13 protein-coding genes are annotated in these 17,278 nt (G+C 74.5%); all 13 read right to left on the bottom strand.

Translation table 11 applies throughout. The annotated features are described in order from the left end of the window. Window positions 1-2: 2 nt before the first annotated feature. The 13 genes from GA0070611_RS02530 to GA0070611_RS02470 all read right to left on the bottom strand — a co-directional run bounded on the left by GA0070611_RS02530 (window position 3) and on the right by GA0070611_RS02470 (window position 15,437). Window positions 3-1,574, bottom strand: coding sequence for a lipopolysaccharide biosynthesis protein (locus GA0070611_RS02530; RefSeq protein ID WP_091656665.1), 1,572 nt, complete (start codon window positions 1,572-1,574; stop codon window positions 3-5). Beyond that, window positions 1,571-2,878: an O-antigen ligase family protein gene (locus GA0070611_RS02525; protein ID WP_091656661.1), complete on the bottom strand. Its 1,308-nt coding sequence runs from the start codon at window positions 2,876-2,878 to the stop codon at window positions 1,571-1,573. Before GA0070611_RS02525 ends, GA0070611_RS02530 begins: the two co-directional genes overlap by 4 nt. Next, a complete protein-coding gene (locus GA0070611_RS02520) occupies window positions 2,871-4,535 on the bottom strand; it encodes a lipopolysaccharide biosynthesis protein (protein ID WP_091656656.1) in 1,665 nt (554 codons plus the stop codon). The genes GA0070611_RS02525 and GA0070611_RS02520 overlap by 8 nt, the downstream gene beginning before the upstream one ends. Further along, the gene (locus GA0070611_RS02515; protein WP_231921596.1) at window positions 4,528-5,004 is read right to left on the bottom strand and encodes an acyltransferase; all 477 of its coding nucleotides are present in this window, start codon (window positions 5,002-5,004) and stop codon (window positions 4,528-4,530) included. The genes GA0070611_RS02520 and GA0070611_RS02515 overlap by 8 nt, the downstream gene beginning before the upstream one ends. 172 nt (window positions 5,005-5,176) lie before the next feature. Then, entirely contained in the window at window positions 5,177-7,111 is a 1,935-nt protein-coding gene (locus tag GA0070611_RS02510) for a delta-60 repeat domain-containing protein (RefSeq protein WP_091656651.1), read from the bottom strand. Between the two features lie 210 nt (window positions 7,112-7,321). After that, window positions 7,322-8,551, bottom strand: a complete 1,230-nt coding sequence (locus GA0070611_RS02505; protein ID WP_231921301.1) for a glycoside hydrolase family 26 protein — start codon at window positions 8,549-8,551, stop codon at window positions 7,322-7,324. A 77-nt stretch (window positions 8,552-8,628) separates the two neighbouring features. Further along, complete coding sequence (locus GA0070611_RS02500) at window positions 8,629-9,438, bottom strand: shikimate dehydrogenase (RefSeq protein WP_091656646.1); 810 nt, start codon at window positions 9,436-9,438, stop codon at window positions 8,629-8,631. Further along, window positions 9,435-10,658 (bottom strand): endolytic transglycosylase MltG, encoded by a 1,224-nt coding sequence (mltG, locus tag GA0070611_RS02495; RefSeq protein WP_091656641.1) that lies wholly within the window; start codon window positions 10,656-10,658, stop codon window positions 9,435-9,437. Before mltG ends, GA0070611_RS02500 begins: the two co-directional genes overlap by 4 nt. After that, window positions 10,658-11,116, bottom strand: a complete 459-nt coding sequence (ruvX, locus tag GA0070611_RS02490) for a Holliday junction resolvase RuvX (RefSeq protein ID WP_091656637.1) — start codon at window positions 11,114-11,116, stop codon at window positions 10,658-10,660. Before ruvX ends, mltG begins: the two co-directional genes overlap by 1 nt. A 74-nt stretch (window positions 11,117-11,190) precedes the next feature. Next, window positions 11,191-13,869 carry an alanine--tRNA ligase gene (gene alaS / locus GA0070611_RS02485; protein ID WP_091656634.1) on the bottom strand — a complete coding sequence of 893 codons (2,679 nt, stop codon included), beginning with the start codon at window positions 13,867-13,869 and terminating at the stop codon, window positions 11,191-11,193. Continuing rightward, a complete protein-coding gene (locus GA0070611_RS02480) occupies window positions 13,866-14,171 on the bottom strand; it encodes a hypothetical protein (protein WP_091656631.1) in 306 nt (101 codons plus the stop codon). Before GA0070611_RS02480 ends, alaS begins: the two co-directional genes overlap by 4 nt. Window positions 14,172-14,203: 32 nt before the next feature. Then, window positions 14,204-14,665, bottom strand: a complete 462-nt coding sequence (locus GA0070611_RS02475) for a DUF948 domain-containing protein (RefSeq protein ID WP_091656627.1) — start codon at window positions 14,663-14,665, stop codon at window positions 14,204-14,206. A gap of 148 nt (window positions 14,666-14,813) precedes the next feature. Next, entirely contained in the window at window positions 14,814-15,437 is a 624-nt protein-coding gene (locus GA0070611_RS02470) for a hypothetical protein (RefSeq protein WP_091672354.1), read from the bottom strand. Between the last annotated feature and the right edge of the window lie 1,841 nt (window positions 15,438-17,278).

The following is a 17,278-nucleotide window of genomic DNA, read 5'->3' as shown; positions in this document are numbered from 1 at the left end:
CCTCACCCACCTCTCCTCGCCTGCGCTCCGACCGTGGCCACGGACGCCCCGTCCGGCCGGCCACGGACCTGCCTGATGATCCTCTGCACGCCCCCGCGCACCGAGGGCAGCGTCAACAAGCCGACGCAGCCCGCCACCAGCACGCCGAGCGCCACCGCCAGGCCGGGCACCCCGCGCCCGGCCACCACGACGCCCACCGCCGCGGCCAGCCCCACGCCGGCCACCGTGGCGCCCGCGGCCCGCAGCATCGACCGGTCCACCAGCGGCTGGCCGACCAGCCGCCGGGCGTACCCGAAGGCGCTGAGGTTCTCGGTGGTGATGCCCGCCGCCCAGGCGATCGCCGCGCCGGTCGCGCCATGGCCGGGGATCAGCCAGAGCCCGAGGCCGACGTTGACCACCAGCCCGGTCACCACGGCGGCCAGGTGCCGGCCGCTGCGGCCGCCCATCAGCAGCAGGCTCTGCACGTTGCCGACGCCGGTGTTCACCAGCATGGCCAGCCCGAGGATCGTCATCGCGGTCGCGCCGGCGGTGAACTGCGGCCCGAACAGTTGCAGGAAGGCCAGCCCGAAGACCGCCAGCAGCAGGTAGACCGGCCAGGACAGCACCAGCCCCCAGGTGGTGAGCTGGCGGTGCACGCCGGCCGCGGCGGCCCGGTCCCCCCGGCCGAGCAGCCGGGACAGCTGGGGCGAGACCGCCACCCGCAGGCCCTGCATGGCCAGCTGGCCGGCGAGGATGTAGCGCCCGACCGCGCCGAACACGCCCGCGTCGGCCTGCCCGGCCAGCGCCGAGGTCAGCAGCACCCCGACCCACATGCTGCCGGCGTCGATCGCCGCGGAGGCCGCCCGGGGCAGCGCGAAGCCCCAGAAACTCGACCAGTCGGCCCGTTCGGCGCGCAGGCGGGCGCCTCCGCCGATGCCGAGCGGCCCGGCGACCAGCGCCAGGCAGGCGAGCAGCGCGACCGCCGCCGGCACCAGCCAGCCGGTCATGCCGAGCACCAGACCCCCGCCGACCAGGGCCGCCGCGCCGACCAGCAGCGGCCGGGCGACCGGGAGCAGGAAGAACTGCACGGCCACGTACGCCCGGATGGGGCGTACGCAGCGCAGCGCGGCGAGCAGCAGGGTCATCGCGACGACCACCGGCACCAGCGCGAAGGTGACCGCGAGCAGGGGCGGACCGCCCACGCCGGAGCGGCCCAGCAGCCGGGGCGCGAGCGTCTCCGCGCCGGCGACCCCGGCGGCGGCGACCAGCAGGGCGGTCAGCAGCGGCGGGACCAGGGCGACGGGCAGCATCCGGGCGGCGTCGCCGGACACCCCGGTGCGCCGGCGCGGCAGCGCCCACATCAGTCCGGTCTCGGCGCCCAGGGTGCAGACGGCGGAGGCGACGGTGACCACGCCGATCGCGGCGAAGAACGCGCCGGAGCCGACCGTGCCGTAACTGCGGGTGATCACCACCGCGAGGACGAACCCGAACAGCCCGCTGGTGGCGGCGCCGACCAGTCCGGCCGCTCCGCTGCGCGCGCCGCGCCGGTTCTCCTCGGCCTGGTCGGCGGCCGTCGGGCCGGTGACGGCGGTCATGCCGACACCGGGATCGGCAGGTACGGCCGGGCGGGCACGAGCCGCCGGGCCTGCTCCCGTTCGGTCAGCGCCACCGCGAACGCGACGACGAAGAAGGCGACCGAGAGGTTCTGGTTGGCCATCCCGTAGAACGGCAGCTGCACCAGGCAGATCACCGGTACGACGGCCAGCCACTGGCCGGGGGCCGAGGTGGCCCGGGCGCAGCTCAGCGCGGCGGTGACGAACCAGGCCAGGAAGCAGAGCAGGGCCGGTACGCCGTGACTGAACAGCACCATCCAGAACTGGCCCTGGGTGCCGATCGGCGCGTCGGCCGAGACGGTGTCGACGTTCAGCGGCGCGCCGTAGCCCAGCCACGGCGAGTCACCCACCCGGTGCAGCACCTCCACGTAGAGCGAGAGCCGGTCGGTGTTCGTGTCACTGGACTCGACCCGCTGGTTGATCAGGTCGGTGATCGGGATGAACAGCGTGGCGACGCCGCCGAGCAGCACCACGCCGACGATCGAGAGCGCCACCTTGACGTTGCCTCGCAGGCTGGCCCGGATGCCGAGCACCGCCAGGCCGACGCCGAGGCTGAGGAACATCGCCCGGTTCAGGGTGAGGAAGGCCGGCGCGAGGGAGAGCGGCAGCGACCCGAGCAGCACCCAGCGCAGCAAGCCCCGTCGGCAGAGCATGGTGTACGCGATCACGCAGGGCAGGGTCATCGCCCACGCGCTGCCGTACGTGTTGGTGTAGGAGAACGGGGCGGCCGGCCGGTAGATCGGGTGCAGCGAGCGGGCGCTGTACTCGGCGGTGCTCAGGTGGGTCATGTCCTGGATGAACGGGTTCTTGCCGATCCCGCCGGGCAGCAGCAGCTCCATCGGGGTGGTCAGGGAGAGCCGGGGGGCGAGCACGCTTAGCCAGCCCAGCGCGACCAGCCCCAACCAGAAGGCGCAGACCGGGGTCAGCACGCCCACCGGGTCACGGCGTTCCCGGGCGCAGGCGTAGACGTAGACGCCGACGATCAGCGCGGTCGCGTAGAAGCCGAACCGCAGGCCGAAGGTGAGCAGCGCGGACGGCGCGGGCAGCTGGGTGGCGCTGGCCGCGACGATCGCCAGGAACAGCAGCCAGAGCCCGGTGTACGGCGGCAGCGGCACCCGGCCCCGGGTGACCAGCAGCGCGAAGAGCACCGCGCCGAACAGCGGCCAGCCGAGGTAGAACACGCCGGTCAGCCACCAGAGCGGGACCAGCCCGAACATGACGGCCAGCGGCCAGACGGGCAGCAGCGGCGGGGGTGGCCCGCCGCTGCCCAGGGCTGGCTCACCCACGGCCGCTGCGGGTCAGCACGAAGCCGAGCGGCACCACGCCGGCGGCACGCAGCCGCTCCACCAGCCGGCGCAGGTCGCCCTGCCGGGTCCGGTCCCGCTCGACCACCACCACGGCGGTGCCCTTGCGGGCCAGCGCGACGCCGCGTTCGTCGGTCTCGGCCGGCGGCGCGTTGAAGAGCACCAGGCCGTGCTCGGCGCCCTGCCGGGAGGTGCCGAGCCGGATCCGCCCGGCGCCCACCACGATGTCGTCGGAGCCGACCGGGCGTCCCTTGTCGCCGTCGCGCCGGGAGGAGACGGCGCTCAGCATCAGCGTCGCCTCCGGGTCCCCGGCCGCCGCGCCGCCCCCGGCCGCCACGGCCACCCGGGGCAGGGTCATCGTCGCCTCCGGGTCGCTCGGGACGCGGGCCCCGTCGACCTTGGCCGTGCCGGCCTTCTCGCCGGCCGGCGCGCTGGCGCTGCCGGCGGCCGCCGGCGGTCCGGTACGCGGCTTCGGCGTGACCGGCCGGGACTTGTCGGCCGGCAACCGGCCCCGGTCGGCCATCACGGTGCCGCGCAGCCGCTCGGCGCGCCCGCTGTCGTCGGCGACGAAGACGGCCCGGCCGTCGGCGGCCAGCGCGACCGCCAGCCCCGCGGTGAGCGGGGTGACGTCCTCGCGGGCGGCGAGCAGGGCCAGCCGGGCCGGCTGGCGGACCCGCTCGGCGATGGCCAGCGCGACGTAGCGCACGTCGGCGTCGACCGGCTGACCGCGGCTCGGGAAACGACGCTGGCGTACCGTGCCCAGCAGCGGCAGCCCGGTCGCGTCGCGGGCGTCGGTCACCGAGCGGATCCGCCGGTCGACCGACTCCACCACGTACGCGAGCACCACGCCGATGAGCAGTCCGCCGAGCAGGCCGGCGACGAGGTAGAGCAGCCGGTACCCGCTGCGGGTGGCCAACGCCGGCTCGGCGGTCTGGGTGAGCCAGCCCGGGTTGACGTCCACCGCGGCGATCTCGCTGCGGGCGGAGGCGAGCTGGGTGAGCTGGTTGTTGACGCCGGCCAGCTCGGCGACCGCCGCGTCGGCGGCGCCGCCCTTGGCGCTGAGCACCCGCTTCTGCAGCGCGGTCTGCTGGGCGCTGACCTTGGCGATGCTCTCGTCGTAGGACTTGAGCATCTCGCCGCGCTGCTTCTCGTACATCTGCCGCCGCACGTCCAGGTACGCCCGGGCGGCCATGTTGACGGTCTTCACCGCCTCCTCGGCGGTCGGGGCGCGGTAGACGAAGCGCAGGATCTGCCCGCCGGTGGGCACCTCGACGTCGAGCGAGTCGCGTACCTCCTTGGGGTCGCGGCCCACCTCGGCGGAGAGCATCTGGGTCACCTCGCTGCCGGTGGCGATGCCGCTCTCCACGTTCATGTTCACCGACCGGTCGGCGCTGGCGCCGGTCGGGGTGAAGGCGTCGGTGACCACCGGCCGCACCGCCACCACCGCGTTGGCGGTGACATCGGCGGGGACCAGCAGGATGAAGGTGAGCGCGGCCAGCAGGCCCGCCAGGCCGATCCCACCGACCAGGCGGTAGCGGTGCAGCGGCACCCGCAGCATGTCGGTGATGGTGACGGTGCGGCCGGCGGCGCCGGCCTCCCAGCCGTCGCTGAGCCAGGGCGAGGAGGCAGGATCAGTCATTGAACTTCTTCACTATTTGTTGGGGATTGCCGATCACCACGACCCGCGGCGGGACGTCGGAGCGGACCACCGTGGCGGCGCCGACGACGCTGTCCCGGCCGATCCGGACGCCCTTCATCACCAGCGCGTGCGCGCCGATCCAGACGTTCTCCTCGACCACGATCGGGGCCCGGGTCGCCGGCGTGGGCGGCAGGTGACGCTGGTCCGGGGGCAGGTTGTGGAAGTCGTTGTCCAGCAGCTCGCAGTCGGACAGCAGGCAGCGGTCGCCGACCGTGACCGAGGTCCAGGTGCCGATCCAGGTGGCGTTGAGCAGGCAGTCCGCCCCCACCCGTACCTCACCGGGGCCGGCGAAGCGGACCAGCTTGTTGAGCCGGGTCCGGTCCCCGATGGTCACCCGGACGCCCCGGCGCAGCCGGATCCGGCCCCGGATCTCGACGTCGCGGCCGAGCGTGAGCCCGGGATAGCGCATCCGGTACCAGCCGCGCTTGACCGCGAAGGCCACGCGGACGAGCCGGCCGCGACGCGGACCACCCGAGCCAGTCAACGAACCCTCCCCTTGGTGCCACGGGGCCGGTGGCGGAATTCCGCCACCGGCCCCGCACGGACAATCTACCCGGCGTCGCGTCGCCCGCCGTCCCCCGTCACTGCGCGGAGAAGAACATCCCCGGGCTGGACCAGGTCAGCTCCGGCGTGGCCGCGGCGAGCACCGTCGCCGCCGCCCCGTTGACCGCGGGCGCGGCCGTCGGGTCGAACGCGACGCTGCGCAGCGTACCGTCCGTCGCGCCGTAGACGATGTGCCCGTCGTACCAGGCCATGCCCCGCACCGTCGACCAGCTCAGCCCCGTGGTGGGCAGGACGAACTCGGTCGCGCCCAGGTAGTTGCCGTCGATCTCGAAGTAGCGGTAGTACAGCGCCGAACTGCCGGCCCGGGTGTAGTAGAGCCGCCCGTCGAGGTAGAACGCGCCGGACATCGCCGCCGGGTTGTACCAGTCGTTGTAGCCGGAGGCCTCCCACGGCGCGCCGATCGCCGAACCGCTGAACAGCGAGATGTCGATGCGGCTGCCGGTGGGCGTCCCGGACACCAGGTGCGACCAGTAGATCCGGTCGCTGACCCGCCAGGTGGCGCCCGCGCCGGTCCAGTTGGGCTGCGCGACCGTCGCCGGCGCGCCCAGCGTGCTGCCGTCGAACGACACCTTCGCCACCTCGCCGTCGGCGGTCTTCAGGTAGAGGTAGCCGGTGGTCGCCGTCGGCGCGTTCTTCGGGGTGATCGTCCGGCCGCCGGCCATCGGGAACATGCCCAGGCGGCCGTGGTACTCGTCGCCCATGCCGTCGGAGTTCTGCCCGAAGTACACCCCGTCGGAGCCCCGCCAGATGACCGGCACCGCGGAGCCCCAGGCGGTGGTGCCCGCCGGCAGCGCCGAGCCGCCGCTGCGGCGCGGGTTCCAGTTCACCGGCAGGCCGGTGGCCGGGGTGACCGCGGCGATGCCGAGCCGGTCGACCGCGCCGGCACCGGCGTTGTCGCTGGCGTTCGGGTTGTTCAGCCAGCGGAAGTGCCCGCCCAGGTAGATCACGCCGTCGGCGACCTCCACCGAGGTGATGGTGTCGTTGCCGGTGAAGTCGACCCAGGTGGCGAGCTGACCGGTGCCGCGCGCGGCGGTCTCGAACCGGACCAGCGCGTCACAGTAGGCCGCCGGCCAGCCGCCACCGCCGTTGGAGCCGACGATGAAGTACGAGCCGTCCTCACCGAACTTCACGCTCTGCACGTAGTGGATGAAGGTCTGCGGCGCGGCGCACGGCGGGACGTACTTCTCGGTGCTCCAGTCCAGCACCGCCGGGGTGGCCGCACCCACGTCGACCAGACCGATCTGGTTGCGGGACAGGCCGTTGAGGTACATGAAGTTGCCGCCGGCCACCAGGGTGTTGCCGTCCGGCGACACGTCGATCGTCCAGACGTACGGGCTGGCGGAGTTGCGGCCGCCCGTCGCGTTGACCACGAAGGCCGGGTCGATCGCGCCGGTGGTGGCGTTCAGCCGGGCCAGGCCGGCGTGCGCGGTGCCGTTGACCCAGTTGAACGCGCCGGCCACGTAGAGCCAGTTGTCGTGCAGTTCCAGGTCGCGGACGGTGCCGCCGTCGGAGCGGCCGACCCAGCTGCCGACGATCGCGCCGGTCGCCGGGTCGAGGGCGACCAGGTTCTTGCGGACCACGCCGTTCACGGTGCCGAACGAGCCGCCGACGATCAGGGTGCCGCCGGGGCCGGCGACGAGGGTGTTGACCGCCCCGTCGAGCACCGGCAGGAAGGTGGTGGAGATCGCGCCGGTGGTCCGGTCGTACGCGAACAGGTACCGCTGGGCCTGCCAGGCCGAGGTGGCGGTCTGCCGGATCTGGGTGAAGCTCCCACCGACGTACACCAGGTTGCCGACCTGGGCGAAGGCGCGGGTCTCGCCGTCCTTCGCGTGCGGGGTCAGGTCGGCGGGGTTCGCCGAGGCCAGGGTCGCCGTGGCCGGCGCCGGTACGACGGCGGCGGACGCGACACCCGGCAGGGCGGCGACGGCGATCCCGAGCGCGGTCGCGGCCACCGCGACGCGGAACGCTCCGGGGAACCGCCGGAGGAACGGGGATTTGGGCACGCTTGGCCTCCAATGGAGAAAAGACGTGCGTAGCGTGCCCCATCGCTCACCGTTACGGCATCCGCCGATTGGCCGGACGGAAGATCCGCAAGACGTGAACGGCTGGCGACCCGGGGCGGGGCCGCGCCGTCCCGGCCGGGCCGACGCGCCGCGCCGCCGTCAGCGGGCCGGCCCGTCGGCCTGCCGGAGATACCCGTCCCGACCGGCGGCGGCGAATCCGGCCAGCGCGGCCGGGTCCGCGTCGACGGTCATGTCGCAGGTCGCCGAGGTGCGGGTCATGCCCGGCGAGTTGAAGAAGATCGCCGCCTTGATCTTCGGGTGCGCCTTCAGCGCGGCCGGCATCGCCTCGAACCACCGGCGCTTCGCTCCCCGGTCGGTCGGGTCGAAGTTGGTGCCGAACTCGGCGAGCATCCGCGGCTTGCCGGCCCCGAGCCGGTTCGTGTCCAGCCACCGGTAGAAGCCGTCCATGGCCGCGTCGGGGGTCTTCCACTGGGTGCCGCCGTTGCAGGCGTAGAAGTTGTACGGGTCGTAGGCGACCCAGTCGACGTACCGGTCGCCGGGGTAGAGGCCGGCGTACCGGTCGTAGTAGCCGGGCCAGCCCATCATCGTCCACACCCAGACGGCGTTGTCCGCGCCGGCGCGGACGAAGCGGTCGTGCACGTACCGCCAGGCCCGGACGAAGTCCGCGTCGCTGCCCTTGGCCGGCTCGTCCTCCGGCTCGTGGTCGAAGCCCATGAAGACCGGCACGCCGGTGGCCCGGATCCGCCCGGCCACCGCGTCGATCGTCGCGTCGTACCGACCACTGTAGACATCCGCCCAGGTCAACGTGGTGCCGGAGGAGAAGATCCGGGACTCCCAGGCGAAGAACATCAGCCGCCCCTGGCCCATCTGCTCCTGCTCGTCGCCGTCCGGGAAGGCGCCGTTGCTGCCGGCGTCGGAGAAGTCGTGGTAGCGGTGCACGATGTCGAACCGGCGTCCGACCCGGGCCTCCAGGTCGGCTACCGCGCCGCCGTGGTCCCAGCCGTCCGCCGCGCCGGCCGGCGAGTAGACGCCCCACCACGCGCCGCAGGAGGGCACCAGCTCGGCCGAGACGTGCCCGCACCGGTCGGCCGACCGGGACGGGGCGGCGCCCAGCCGGGCGTACGCCCCCGCCCGGGGGCGCGGCGACGCGGTGGCGGAGGCCGGCGCGGCCGACGGGGTCCCGGTCGGTGCGGCGGCCGGCGGGGCGGGCAGCCCGCTCGGCCCCTCGGCGCCGGCCGTCGGGGTGGGGCGCTGCGGCTCGGCGAGCAACGGGATCATCGCCGCCACCAGTGCGGCCACCAGCGCCACGCCGAGGAGGACGTAGGCGGGCAGCCCCCACCGACGGTGCCGGATCCCCTGCTCGTTCACCCCGTACCCCCCGCCCGGACGACCGCTTCGCGGATGAAGCGTATCCACGCCGGACACCTCCGGGGTGCCTCCGCGGTTCAGCGGCGTGCCGCCGCCAGCGCCGCGCGCATCGCGCCGACCGGGGCGGCGACCCCGGTGAACTGCGTGAACTGGCCGACCGCCTGGGCCAGCAGGAGGTCCAGTCCGGAGCTGACCCGGCAGCCGGCGGCCAGCGCCGCGGTGGCCAGCGGGGTGGGCCACGGGTCGTAGAGGGCGTCGAAGTAGACGGTGCCGGGCCGCCAGTCGAAGTTGTCGGCGAGCGGATCCGCGACGCCCTTCGGCACGGTGGAGACCACCACGTCGGCCCGGGCGTGCGCCGGCGCGCCGTCCCAGGGCGCGCCCGCGAGGGGCACCCCGACCGCGGCGGCCACCGGGCGCAGCTCGTCGACCGCCTCCGGGCGACGGGCCACCACGGTCACCTCGGCCGCGCCGAGCCGGGCCGCCGCGGCCACCGCGGCGCGGGCGGTGCCGCCGGCCCCGAGCACGGTCACCGTGGCGCCGGGCGTGACCCCGGCCGCGGTGAGCACGTCGACCATGCCGCTGACGTCGGTGTTGTCGGCGTACCAGCGGCCGTCGGGGCGGCGTACCAGCGTGTTGGCGGCACCGACGGCGGCGGCGACCGGCGAGGCCTCGTCGGCCAGCGCGAGCGCCGCCTCCTTGCCGGGCATGGTCACCGACAGCCCGGCCCAGTCGGGGCCCAGGCCCGCGACCAGGCCGGCCAGCTCGTCGGCCGCGCACTCGATCCGGGTGTACGACCAGCCGGTCAGACCCGCCGCCGCGTACCCGGCCTCATGGATCACCGGGGAGAGCGAGTGGGCGATCGGCGTGCCGACGACGGCGGCTCTCAAAATCGGCAGTTCTCCCCGGTCAGCACCTTGTTCTTGCACATCGTCTTGCGGAGCTGGATGTACTCGGCGTCGTTGCTGCCGTAGCCCATCGTGCCCTTCTGGTCGGTGGTCATGAAGAAGATCCAGTCGCCCGGCGGCGGGTCCAGCGCGCCCTTGAGCGCCCCCTCGCCCGGATTGCTGATCGGGGTGATCGGCAGGCCGGCCACGTCGTGCGTGTTGTACGGGTTCTTCAGGTTGTGGATCTCGCTGGCCAGCAGGTCGTCGGAGTCCTTCGGGGGGATGCCCTGCAACCGGAAGGAGTAGTTGATGCCGCTGTCGATGCCGAGGCACCGGCAGCCGATCTTGCCGGCGTAGACCCGGTTGTAGATCACCCGGGACACCTTCGCGAAGTCCTTCGGGTCGACCGCCTCGGCCTGCGCGATGGAGGCGGTGATCAGCGCCTCGTACGGCGAGATCTTGCGCTCCGCCTTCGCCCGGTTGACGAAGTCGAGCCCCTTGGTGACCCGGAGGAACTCGTCCACCATCATCGACAGGATCTGCTCGGCGGTGGCCTTCGGCGGGATCTCGTAGGTCGACGGGTAGAGGAAGCCCTCGATGCTCTTGGTGACCTTCTTGCCGTCCTCGCGGACGAACCACTCGGCGGGCACGCCCAGCTTGACCGGGTCCTTCGCGGCGGCCTGGAAGTCCTTGACCGGGATCTTCGTCTGCTTGCTGAGGAGCGCATAGATGTTCAGGCTGATCGTGCCCTCGGGGATGGTCACCCCGCTGATCACCCGGCTCTTCGGGTCCAGCAGCAGGTTCAGCGCCAGCTCGGCCTTCATCTGCTTGCGCAGCTTGTAGGTGCCCTCGCCGACGTTCTTGCTGCGCGAGTTCGCGTCGGCGGCCTCGATGAACGCCTTGGTGCTCTTGACGACACCCGCCGTGTACAGCGTGTCGCCGATGTCCGCGAGGAAGTCACCCTTCTTGACCTGGACCAGCACCTCGCCGGTGCCGGAGCCGTCGTAGTCGGGGGTGACGAAGTGGTTGCGGATCCGGTCGAAGCCGACGTACGCGCCGCCGCCGATGCCGCCCAGCAGCACGATCGCCATCAACAGGGCGAAAATGGTCTTGCCCCGGCCGCCGCCGGACTTGCCGGTGCGCTTGCGGACGGCGCCGCGCCGGTGCTTGCCCTTCTCCCCCCTCTCCGGTTCGTCGAACTCCAGGCCAAGATCGTCGATCATTACGTCCGCCTCCGCTGTGCGTCCAGCCAGCTCTGCAGAATCTCCACCGCGGCGGCCTGGTCGACCACCGCCCGTTGGCGCTTTCCCCGGACGCCCCGTTCGGCAAGCCTACGACTCGCGACGACGGTCGACATCCTCTCGTCCGTGAGCGTCACCGGAACCGGCCCCATTACATCGGCCAACCGGGCAGCGTACGCCGAGACGTTCAGCGCCGCCGGGCCCTGCTTTCCGGCGAGGTTCACCGGCAGGCCCACCACGATCTCCACCGCCTCGTGCTCGGCGGCCAGCCGGACCAGCTCGGCGATGTCGGTGGGCACCGCGTCCTCGGCCGCGCTCAGGTCACGGGCCAGGGTGACCAGCGGGGTGGCCAGGATGCCGTGCGGGTCGGAGCGGGCCACGCCGACCCGGACCTGCCCGACATCGACCCCGAGACGCACCCCTCGGGACAGTTCAGCCATCTACCGGACACTTCCCCTGTGGTACGGGCCAGGGCGGACCGGACGGTCCGCCCTGGCGTCGATCGTTGTCGGTGTCACGCGTCGGCGACGGCCTTCTCCACCGTCAGCAGCAGGTTCGGCGCCTCCGCGGCGGGCAGGCCACCGCCCTGCGCGACGTCGTCGCTGCCGCCGCCCCGACCGGAGAAGGCGGCCTTCACCAGGTCCTTCGCGGTCAGCCCGCGCCCCCGGGCGGCCTGGTTGACGGCCACCACCAGGGACGCCTTGCCGTTCGCGCGCGCGGCCACCGCGACCACGGCCGGCCGGGCCGGGTCGATCCGGCCCCGGATCTCCTGCGCCAGGGTCCGCACGTCGTTGCCGGCCGCGCCCTCGGGCGCCTCGGTGCCCACGTACGCGATCCCGCGCACGTCCTTGGCGCCCGCCGCGAGGCTCGCCGCCCCGCCCAGCACCAGCTGGGCGCGGAGCTTCTCCAGCTCCTTCTCCGCGTCGCGGAGCTGGGTGACGGTCTGCTCCACCCGGTCGGCGACCTGCTCGCCGGGCACCCGGAACAGCTCGGCCAGCCGGGAGACCAGCAGGTGCTCGCGAGCCAGGAAGCCGAAGGCGTCCATGCCGACCAGGGCCTCGATCCGGCGTACGCCGGAGCCCACCGAGGCCTCGGAGAGGATCTTCACCAGGCCGAGCTGGGCCGAGCGGGCCACGTGCGTGCCGCCGCACAGCTCCCGGGCGTAGTCGCCGACCTCGACGACCCGGACCCGCTCGCCGTACTTCTCGCCGAAGAGCGCCATCGCGCCGATCCGGCGCGCCTCCTCCTGGCTGGTGATGAAGGCGTGCACCTCCAGGTCGGCCAGGAGCACCTCGTTGACCTGCTGCTCGACGTCGTGCAGCACGCTCGGGGCCACCCCGGTCGGGGTGTTGAAGTCGAACCGCAGCCGGCCCGGCGCGTTCAACGAGCCCGCCTGGGTCGCCGACTCGCCGAGGAAGTTGCGCATCGTCTGGTGCACCAGGTGCGTCGCGGTGTGCGAGCGGGAGATCGCCCGCCGCCGGGACACGTCGATCTCGGCGTACCCGGTCTCCCCGGCACGCACCTCGCCCCGCAGCACCCGGGCCCGGTGCACGATCAGGCCCGGCACCGGCTGCTGCACGTCGAAGACCTCGACCTGGCCGCCGCCGACCGTGATCAGACCCTGGTCGGGCTGCTGACCGCCGCCCTCGGCGTAGAACGGGGTGGTGTCGAGCACCAGCTCGACCGTGTCGCCCTCGACCGCCGCGGCCACCTCGGCCCCACCGGCGAGCAGCGCCCGCACCCGGGACTCCCGGTTCAGCTCGGTGTAGCCGGTGAACTCGACCGCGCCCCCGGCGTCCAGCACCGTCCGGTACGCCGACACGTCGGTGTGCCCGGTCTTGCGGGCCCGGGCGTCGGCCTTGGCCCGGCTGCGCTGGTCGGCCATCAGCCGGCGGAAGCCCTCGGCGTCCACCTGGAGCCCCTGCTCGGCCGCGATCTCCAGGGTCAGGTCGATCGGGAAGCCGTACGTGTCGTGCAGCTGGAACGCCTTCTCGCCGGAGATCGCCGGCTGACCGGCCGACCGGGTCTGGGCGATCGCGGTGTCCAGGATCGTGGTGCCGGCGCGCAGCGTGCCGAGGAAGGCGTCCTCCTCGGCGTACGCGTACTGGGAGATCCGGCCGAACTCCTCGGCCAGCTCCGGGTACGACGGGGCCATGCAGTCCCGGGCCACCGGCAGCAGCTCGGGCAGCGCACGGTCCTGGTAGCCCAGCAGCCGCATCGCCCGGATGGCCCGGCGCATGATCCGGCGCAGCACGTAGCCCCGGCCCTCGTTCGACGGGGTCACCCCGTCGCCGATCAGCATCAGCGCGGTGCGCACGTGGTCGGCGACCACCCGCAGCCGCACGTCGTCCGGGTGCGACTCGCTGGCCACGTGGCCGGAGTGCGCGCCGTACCGCTTGCCGGTCAGCTCGGCGGCCCGGGCCAGGATCGGGCGAACCTCGTCGATCTCGTAGAGGTTGTCGACGCCCTGCAGGATGGAGGCCATCCGCTCCAGGCCCATGCCGGTGTCGATGTTCTTCGCCGGCAGCTCACCGACGATCCGGAACTCTTCCTTGCTGCGGACGTCGGCGATCTCGTACTGCATGAAGACGAGGTTCCAGAACTCCATGTAGCGGTCCTCGTCGACCTCCGGACCACCCTCGCGGCCGTACTCCGGGCCACGGTCGTAGAACAGCTCGGAGCAGGGGCCGGCCGGGCCGGGGATGCCCATCGACCAGAAGTTGTCCTTCTTGCCGCGGCGCACGATCCGCTCGGCGGGCACGCCGACCGACCGCCAGATCTGGAAGGCCTCGTCGTCGTCGAGGTAGACGGTCGGCCAGATCCGCTCCGGGTCCAGCCCGAAACCGCCCGCCGCGACCGGCTTGGTGACCAGGTCCCAGGCGAGCGGGATGGCCCCGTCCTTGAAGTAGTCGCCGAAGGAGAAGTTGCCGTTCATCTGGAAGAACGTGCCGTGCCGGCTGGTCTTGCCGACCTCGTCGATGTCCGGCGTACGGATGCACTTCTGCACGCTGACCGCACGGGTGTACGGCGGCTTCTGCTGGCCCAGGAAGTAGGGCACGAACTGCACCATGCCGGCGTTGACGAACAGCAGGTTCGGGTCGCTGATGGCGGGCAGCGGAGCGGACGGCACCACGGTGTGACCGTTCGCCTCGAAGTGGGCGAGGTACCGCCGCTTGATCTCCGCCGTCTTCATCGCTGGTGCTCCTCCGGGAAAATCTCTCGGTCGCCGATCCGGGGGTCCTCCCGCAGCTCGGCGAACTGGTCGTCGTACGCCTCGCCGCGGGCGAAGGCCTCGTGGATCTCCTGCTCGCGCTCGGCCATCCCGGCCCGCACGTCCTCCACGAAGCCCCGCACCGACTCGACGAGGCCACCGGCGGACTCGGACAGCCCGCTGGCGATGCCCGCCGGGGTGTACGCCTGCGCGGTGCGGGTGGCCTTGCGCACCACCAGCACGCCCACGGCCAGCCCGATGCCCAGCCAGAACAACCGCCTCATGCTCTCATCCTCCCGCTGTCACGCCGGCCGGGTCAGCGGTTGCCGCGCTTGGCGGCCCGCCGCTGCTGCTTGATGGTGTCGCGGACCTCGCGCTCGGTCTCGGCGTGCCGGCGCGCGGACGCGGCCTTGCGCACGCCGTATCCGAACGCGGCCACCTTGACCAGCGGGTTCGCGGCGGCGGCGGAGACCACCGCAGCCAGGTTCGCCACGTTGGCGGTGACGTTCTGCGCGTGGGTGGTCATGGTGTCCACCTTGGCGAGCTGGAGGTTGACCCCGTCGAGGGAGGTCTGCACCTGCTCCAGGGCCACGTTGACGTTCTTGACCGTGGTGTTGACGTCACCGAGCAGAGGGGCGCTGCGGTCGTTGAGGTCGTTGATCATGCGGGTGGCGGCGTCCACGGTGTGCCGCAGCCGCAGGATGGGCAGCGTCAGGATCAACACGAGCATCGCGAACGCGATCGCCGCGACCAGCGCCGCGACCTCTCCAAAACTCACGCCTGTCCTCCTCATGCAGTGTCCCGGGGCCCGTCGCCCCGGGACGCGCGACCGTCCTACCCACTCCGCACCACGCCGACCCGTCGGGGTCACCGGGCGCAGGCGGGCCCACCAGCCCCAGACCCTACCGTCAGTGATGGAAAGCGGCTCACGACGGTGAGCGTGTCAGCTCGCCGAGCGGATCGTCGCTGAGGGTCGGGAACGGGTCCTCACCGGTGAGTGACGGATCGGTGCTCGGCTGTGGTCCGGTCCGCTCGTCGTCGATCGCGTTACGGACCTTCACCGACACCAACGACCCGGCGCAGGCACCCGCAGCGGGCGACGGCGCCGGAGACGGGGCCGGTTCGCCGTCGACCGGTGGCGGCACGCAGGGTCGGTCGCGCACCCACAGGTCCAGCGTCAGCTCGTCCCGCCGCCAACAGGTGTAGCTGCCCTTGACCTGCTGCTCCTGCTCGGGACACCGGTCCACCTTCCAACGCCGCCAGCCGTCGGAGGCCAGCGCCGTCTCGTAGACCTGAGCGGTCTCCTTCCAGGCCTTCTGCGACTGGACGGTGCGCTCCCGCAGCCGGCAGTCCTCCAGGCACCAGCGGCTGCCGCTGACGTGGTCGACCGGCTTCTGGGTGGCCCAGGACGGCACGGCCAACCCGTCGAGGGTGTCGAAGACCGGATCGTGGCTGAGCGCGCGCAGGCCGAAGTAGAGCGGAACCGCGCCGAGCAGCACCAGGCTGACCAGGGCGAGCACGCCCAGCCGCAGCCGCCGCCGTTCGCGCATCTGGCGGCGCAGCTCCGACCGCGCGCCGCGCAGCCGGCCGGCCTCACCGGCGGCGGGCGTCGGCTCGGCCCCGGCCCGGCGCAGGGCCGGTCCGTCGGCCGGTTCGGGCCGCGTCCCGGTCGGCTCCGCCGGCGGTACCGCCGCGGCCGCCCGGGCCACCGCCGGCCCGCCGGGTCCCGGCGGCGGTACGGCGGCGACGCCGCCGGCACCGGGCCGGTGCTGCTCGGGTCCGCCCGGGCCGACCCGTCCGGCCGGCCGCTCGTCGGGCCCGCCGGGACGGCCCACCGGGCCGGCGGCCCGGGCCACTGCCGAGCCGCCCGGCCCGGTCGGCGCACCCGGCGCACCCGGCCTGCCGGGCCCACCCGGCGGTACGGGTCCACCCGGCGGTACGGGTCCACCCGGCGCCCCGGGTCCACCCGGGGTGGCCGGTCCACCCGGCGCCCCGGGTCCACCCGGGGTGGCCGGTCCACTCCGGCCGGCGGCGGTGAGCGGTCCGCCCGGCGCACCCGGACGGGGACCCGCTGCGCCACCGGGGCGCGGCCCGGGCGCGTCGTCGGCGGCCGGGCGCGGCGGGACAGGGCGGTCCGGGCCGGGACGGGCCGCACCCCGCGCGGGACCGCCGGCCCGGGCGCCGTCGTCGGTGGGCGGCCCCGCCGGGGCGGGACCGTTGCCGCGCGGATCGCCACCGGTCGGCGCACCGGCACGCGGCGGGCGGGCCGCGGGCCCATCGACCCGGGGCACGACACCCGCAGGCCCACCGGCCCGGGGCACGACACCGGCCGGCCCACCGGGCCGGGGGGCGACACCGGCTCGCGGGTCCGCTCCCGCCGTGGTCGGGTTGCCCGGGCGGGCGGCGCCCCGGACCGGGCCGGTGGTCTCCGGCGGTCCGGCGTTCGCGCCGGCGCGCCCGGTCGGGGCGCGGTCCGGACCGGAGCGCCGGCCGGCGGGCGGTTCGCCCACCGGGGCGGCGCCGGTGCGGCCCACCGGGCCCCGGTCCGGGCCGGCCGGCTGGGACCGGCGGCCGGAGGCCGGCTCGCCGGGAGTGGCCGGGCGCGCGACGGTCGGCATCGCCGGGTCGGTGTGCGTGGTCCGGCCGGCCTGCCGCAGCCAGTCGGCCGGCCGTTCTGGCCGCTGCGGTCGGGACTCGTCGGCGTCGCCGCGGGCGCGGCGCGGGCCGGGCGGGACGGCCGCGGCGGAACGCCGCGCGTCGGGTGTCTCCGGCGTACCGCCGGGCGCCGACGGGTCGGCGGGAACACCCGGGCGAGCGGTGCCCGGCGCCTCGGGGCCGCCCCGGCGGGTCGGCGCGGGGCCGTCGGCAGCGGCTCGGCGACCGCCCTGGACGGCCTCGCGCGGGCCTTCGCCCGCGGACGGCGTCGGGCCGCCGGCCGGGGCGCGGCGGCCGGACGGGCTCTCCGGCGCCGCGCGTCGCCCGGCGGGCGCGATCGGGCCCTCGCCGGCAGCGCCCGCGGGCGGGCCCTCGACGGGCAGGCCGGGCACCGGCGGGGCGTTGCCGCTGCGCGGCACCACCGGCTGATCCGGTGTCTCGGCCCGGCGACGGCCACCGGTCCGGCCACCGGCCGGACCGCCGGCCGAGGGCTCGGCCCCGGGAACGGCCGGGTCGGGTCGGCCCCGACGACGCCGCTCGGCCTCGCCGGGCGCTACCGGCGGCGCTCCGACGGGCGGTGCACCGGGCGGCGCGGCCGCGGCCCGCGCCGAGGGCAGGTCCGGTCGCTCGGCACCGGCCGCCCCGGCCCGGCGACCCGTGCCGGGAGCCGGGCGGGCCGCCGGCGGCACGCCGTCCGGAAGGGAGCGTCGGCCGGCGCCGGAGACCGGCGGCAGCC

This window comes from Micromonospora auratinigra (assembly GCF_900089595.1).
GTDB lineage: Bacteria > Actinomycetota > Actinomycetes > Mycobacteriales > Micromonosporaceae > Micromonospora > Micromonospora auratinigra.
The sequence above is the reverse complement of the archived record's forward strand: the minus strand, read 5'-3'. Positions and strand labels throughout refer to the sequence as shown.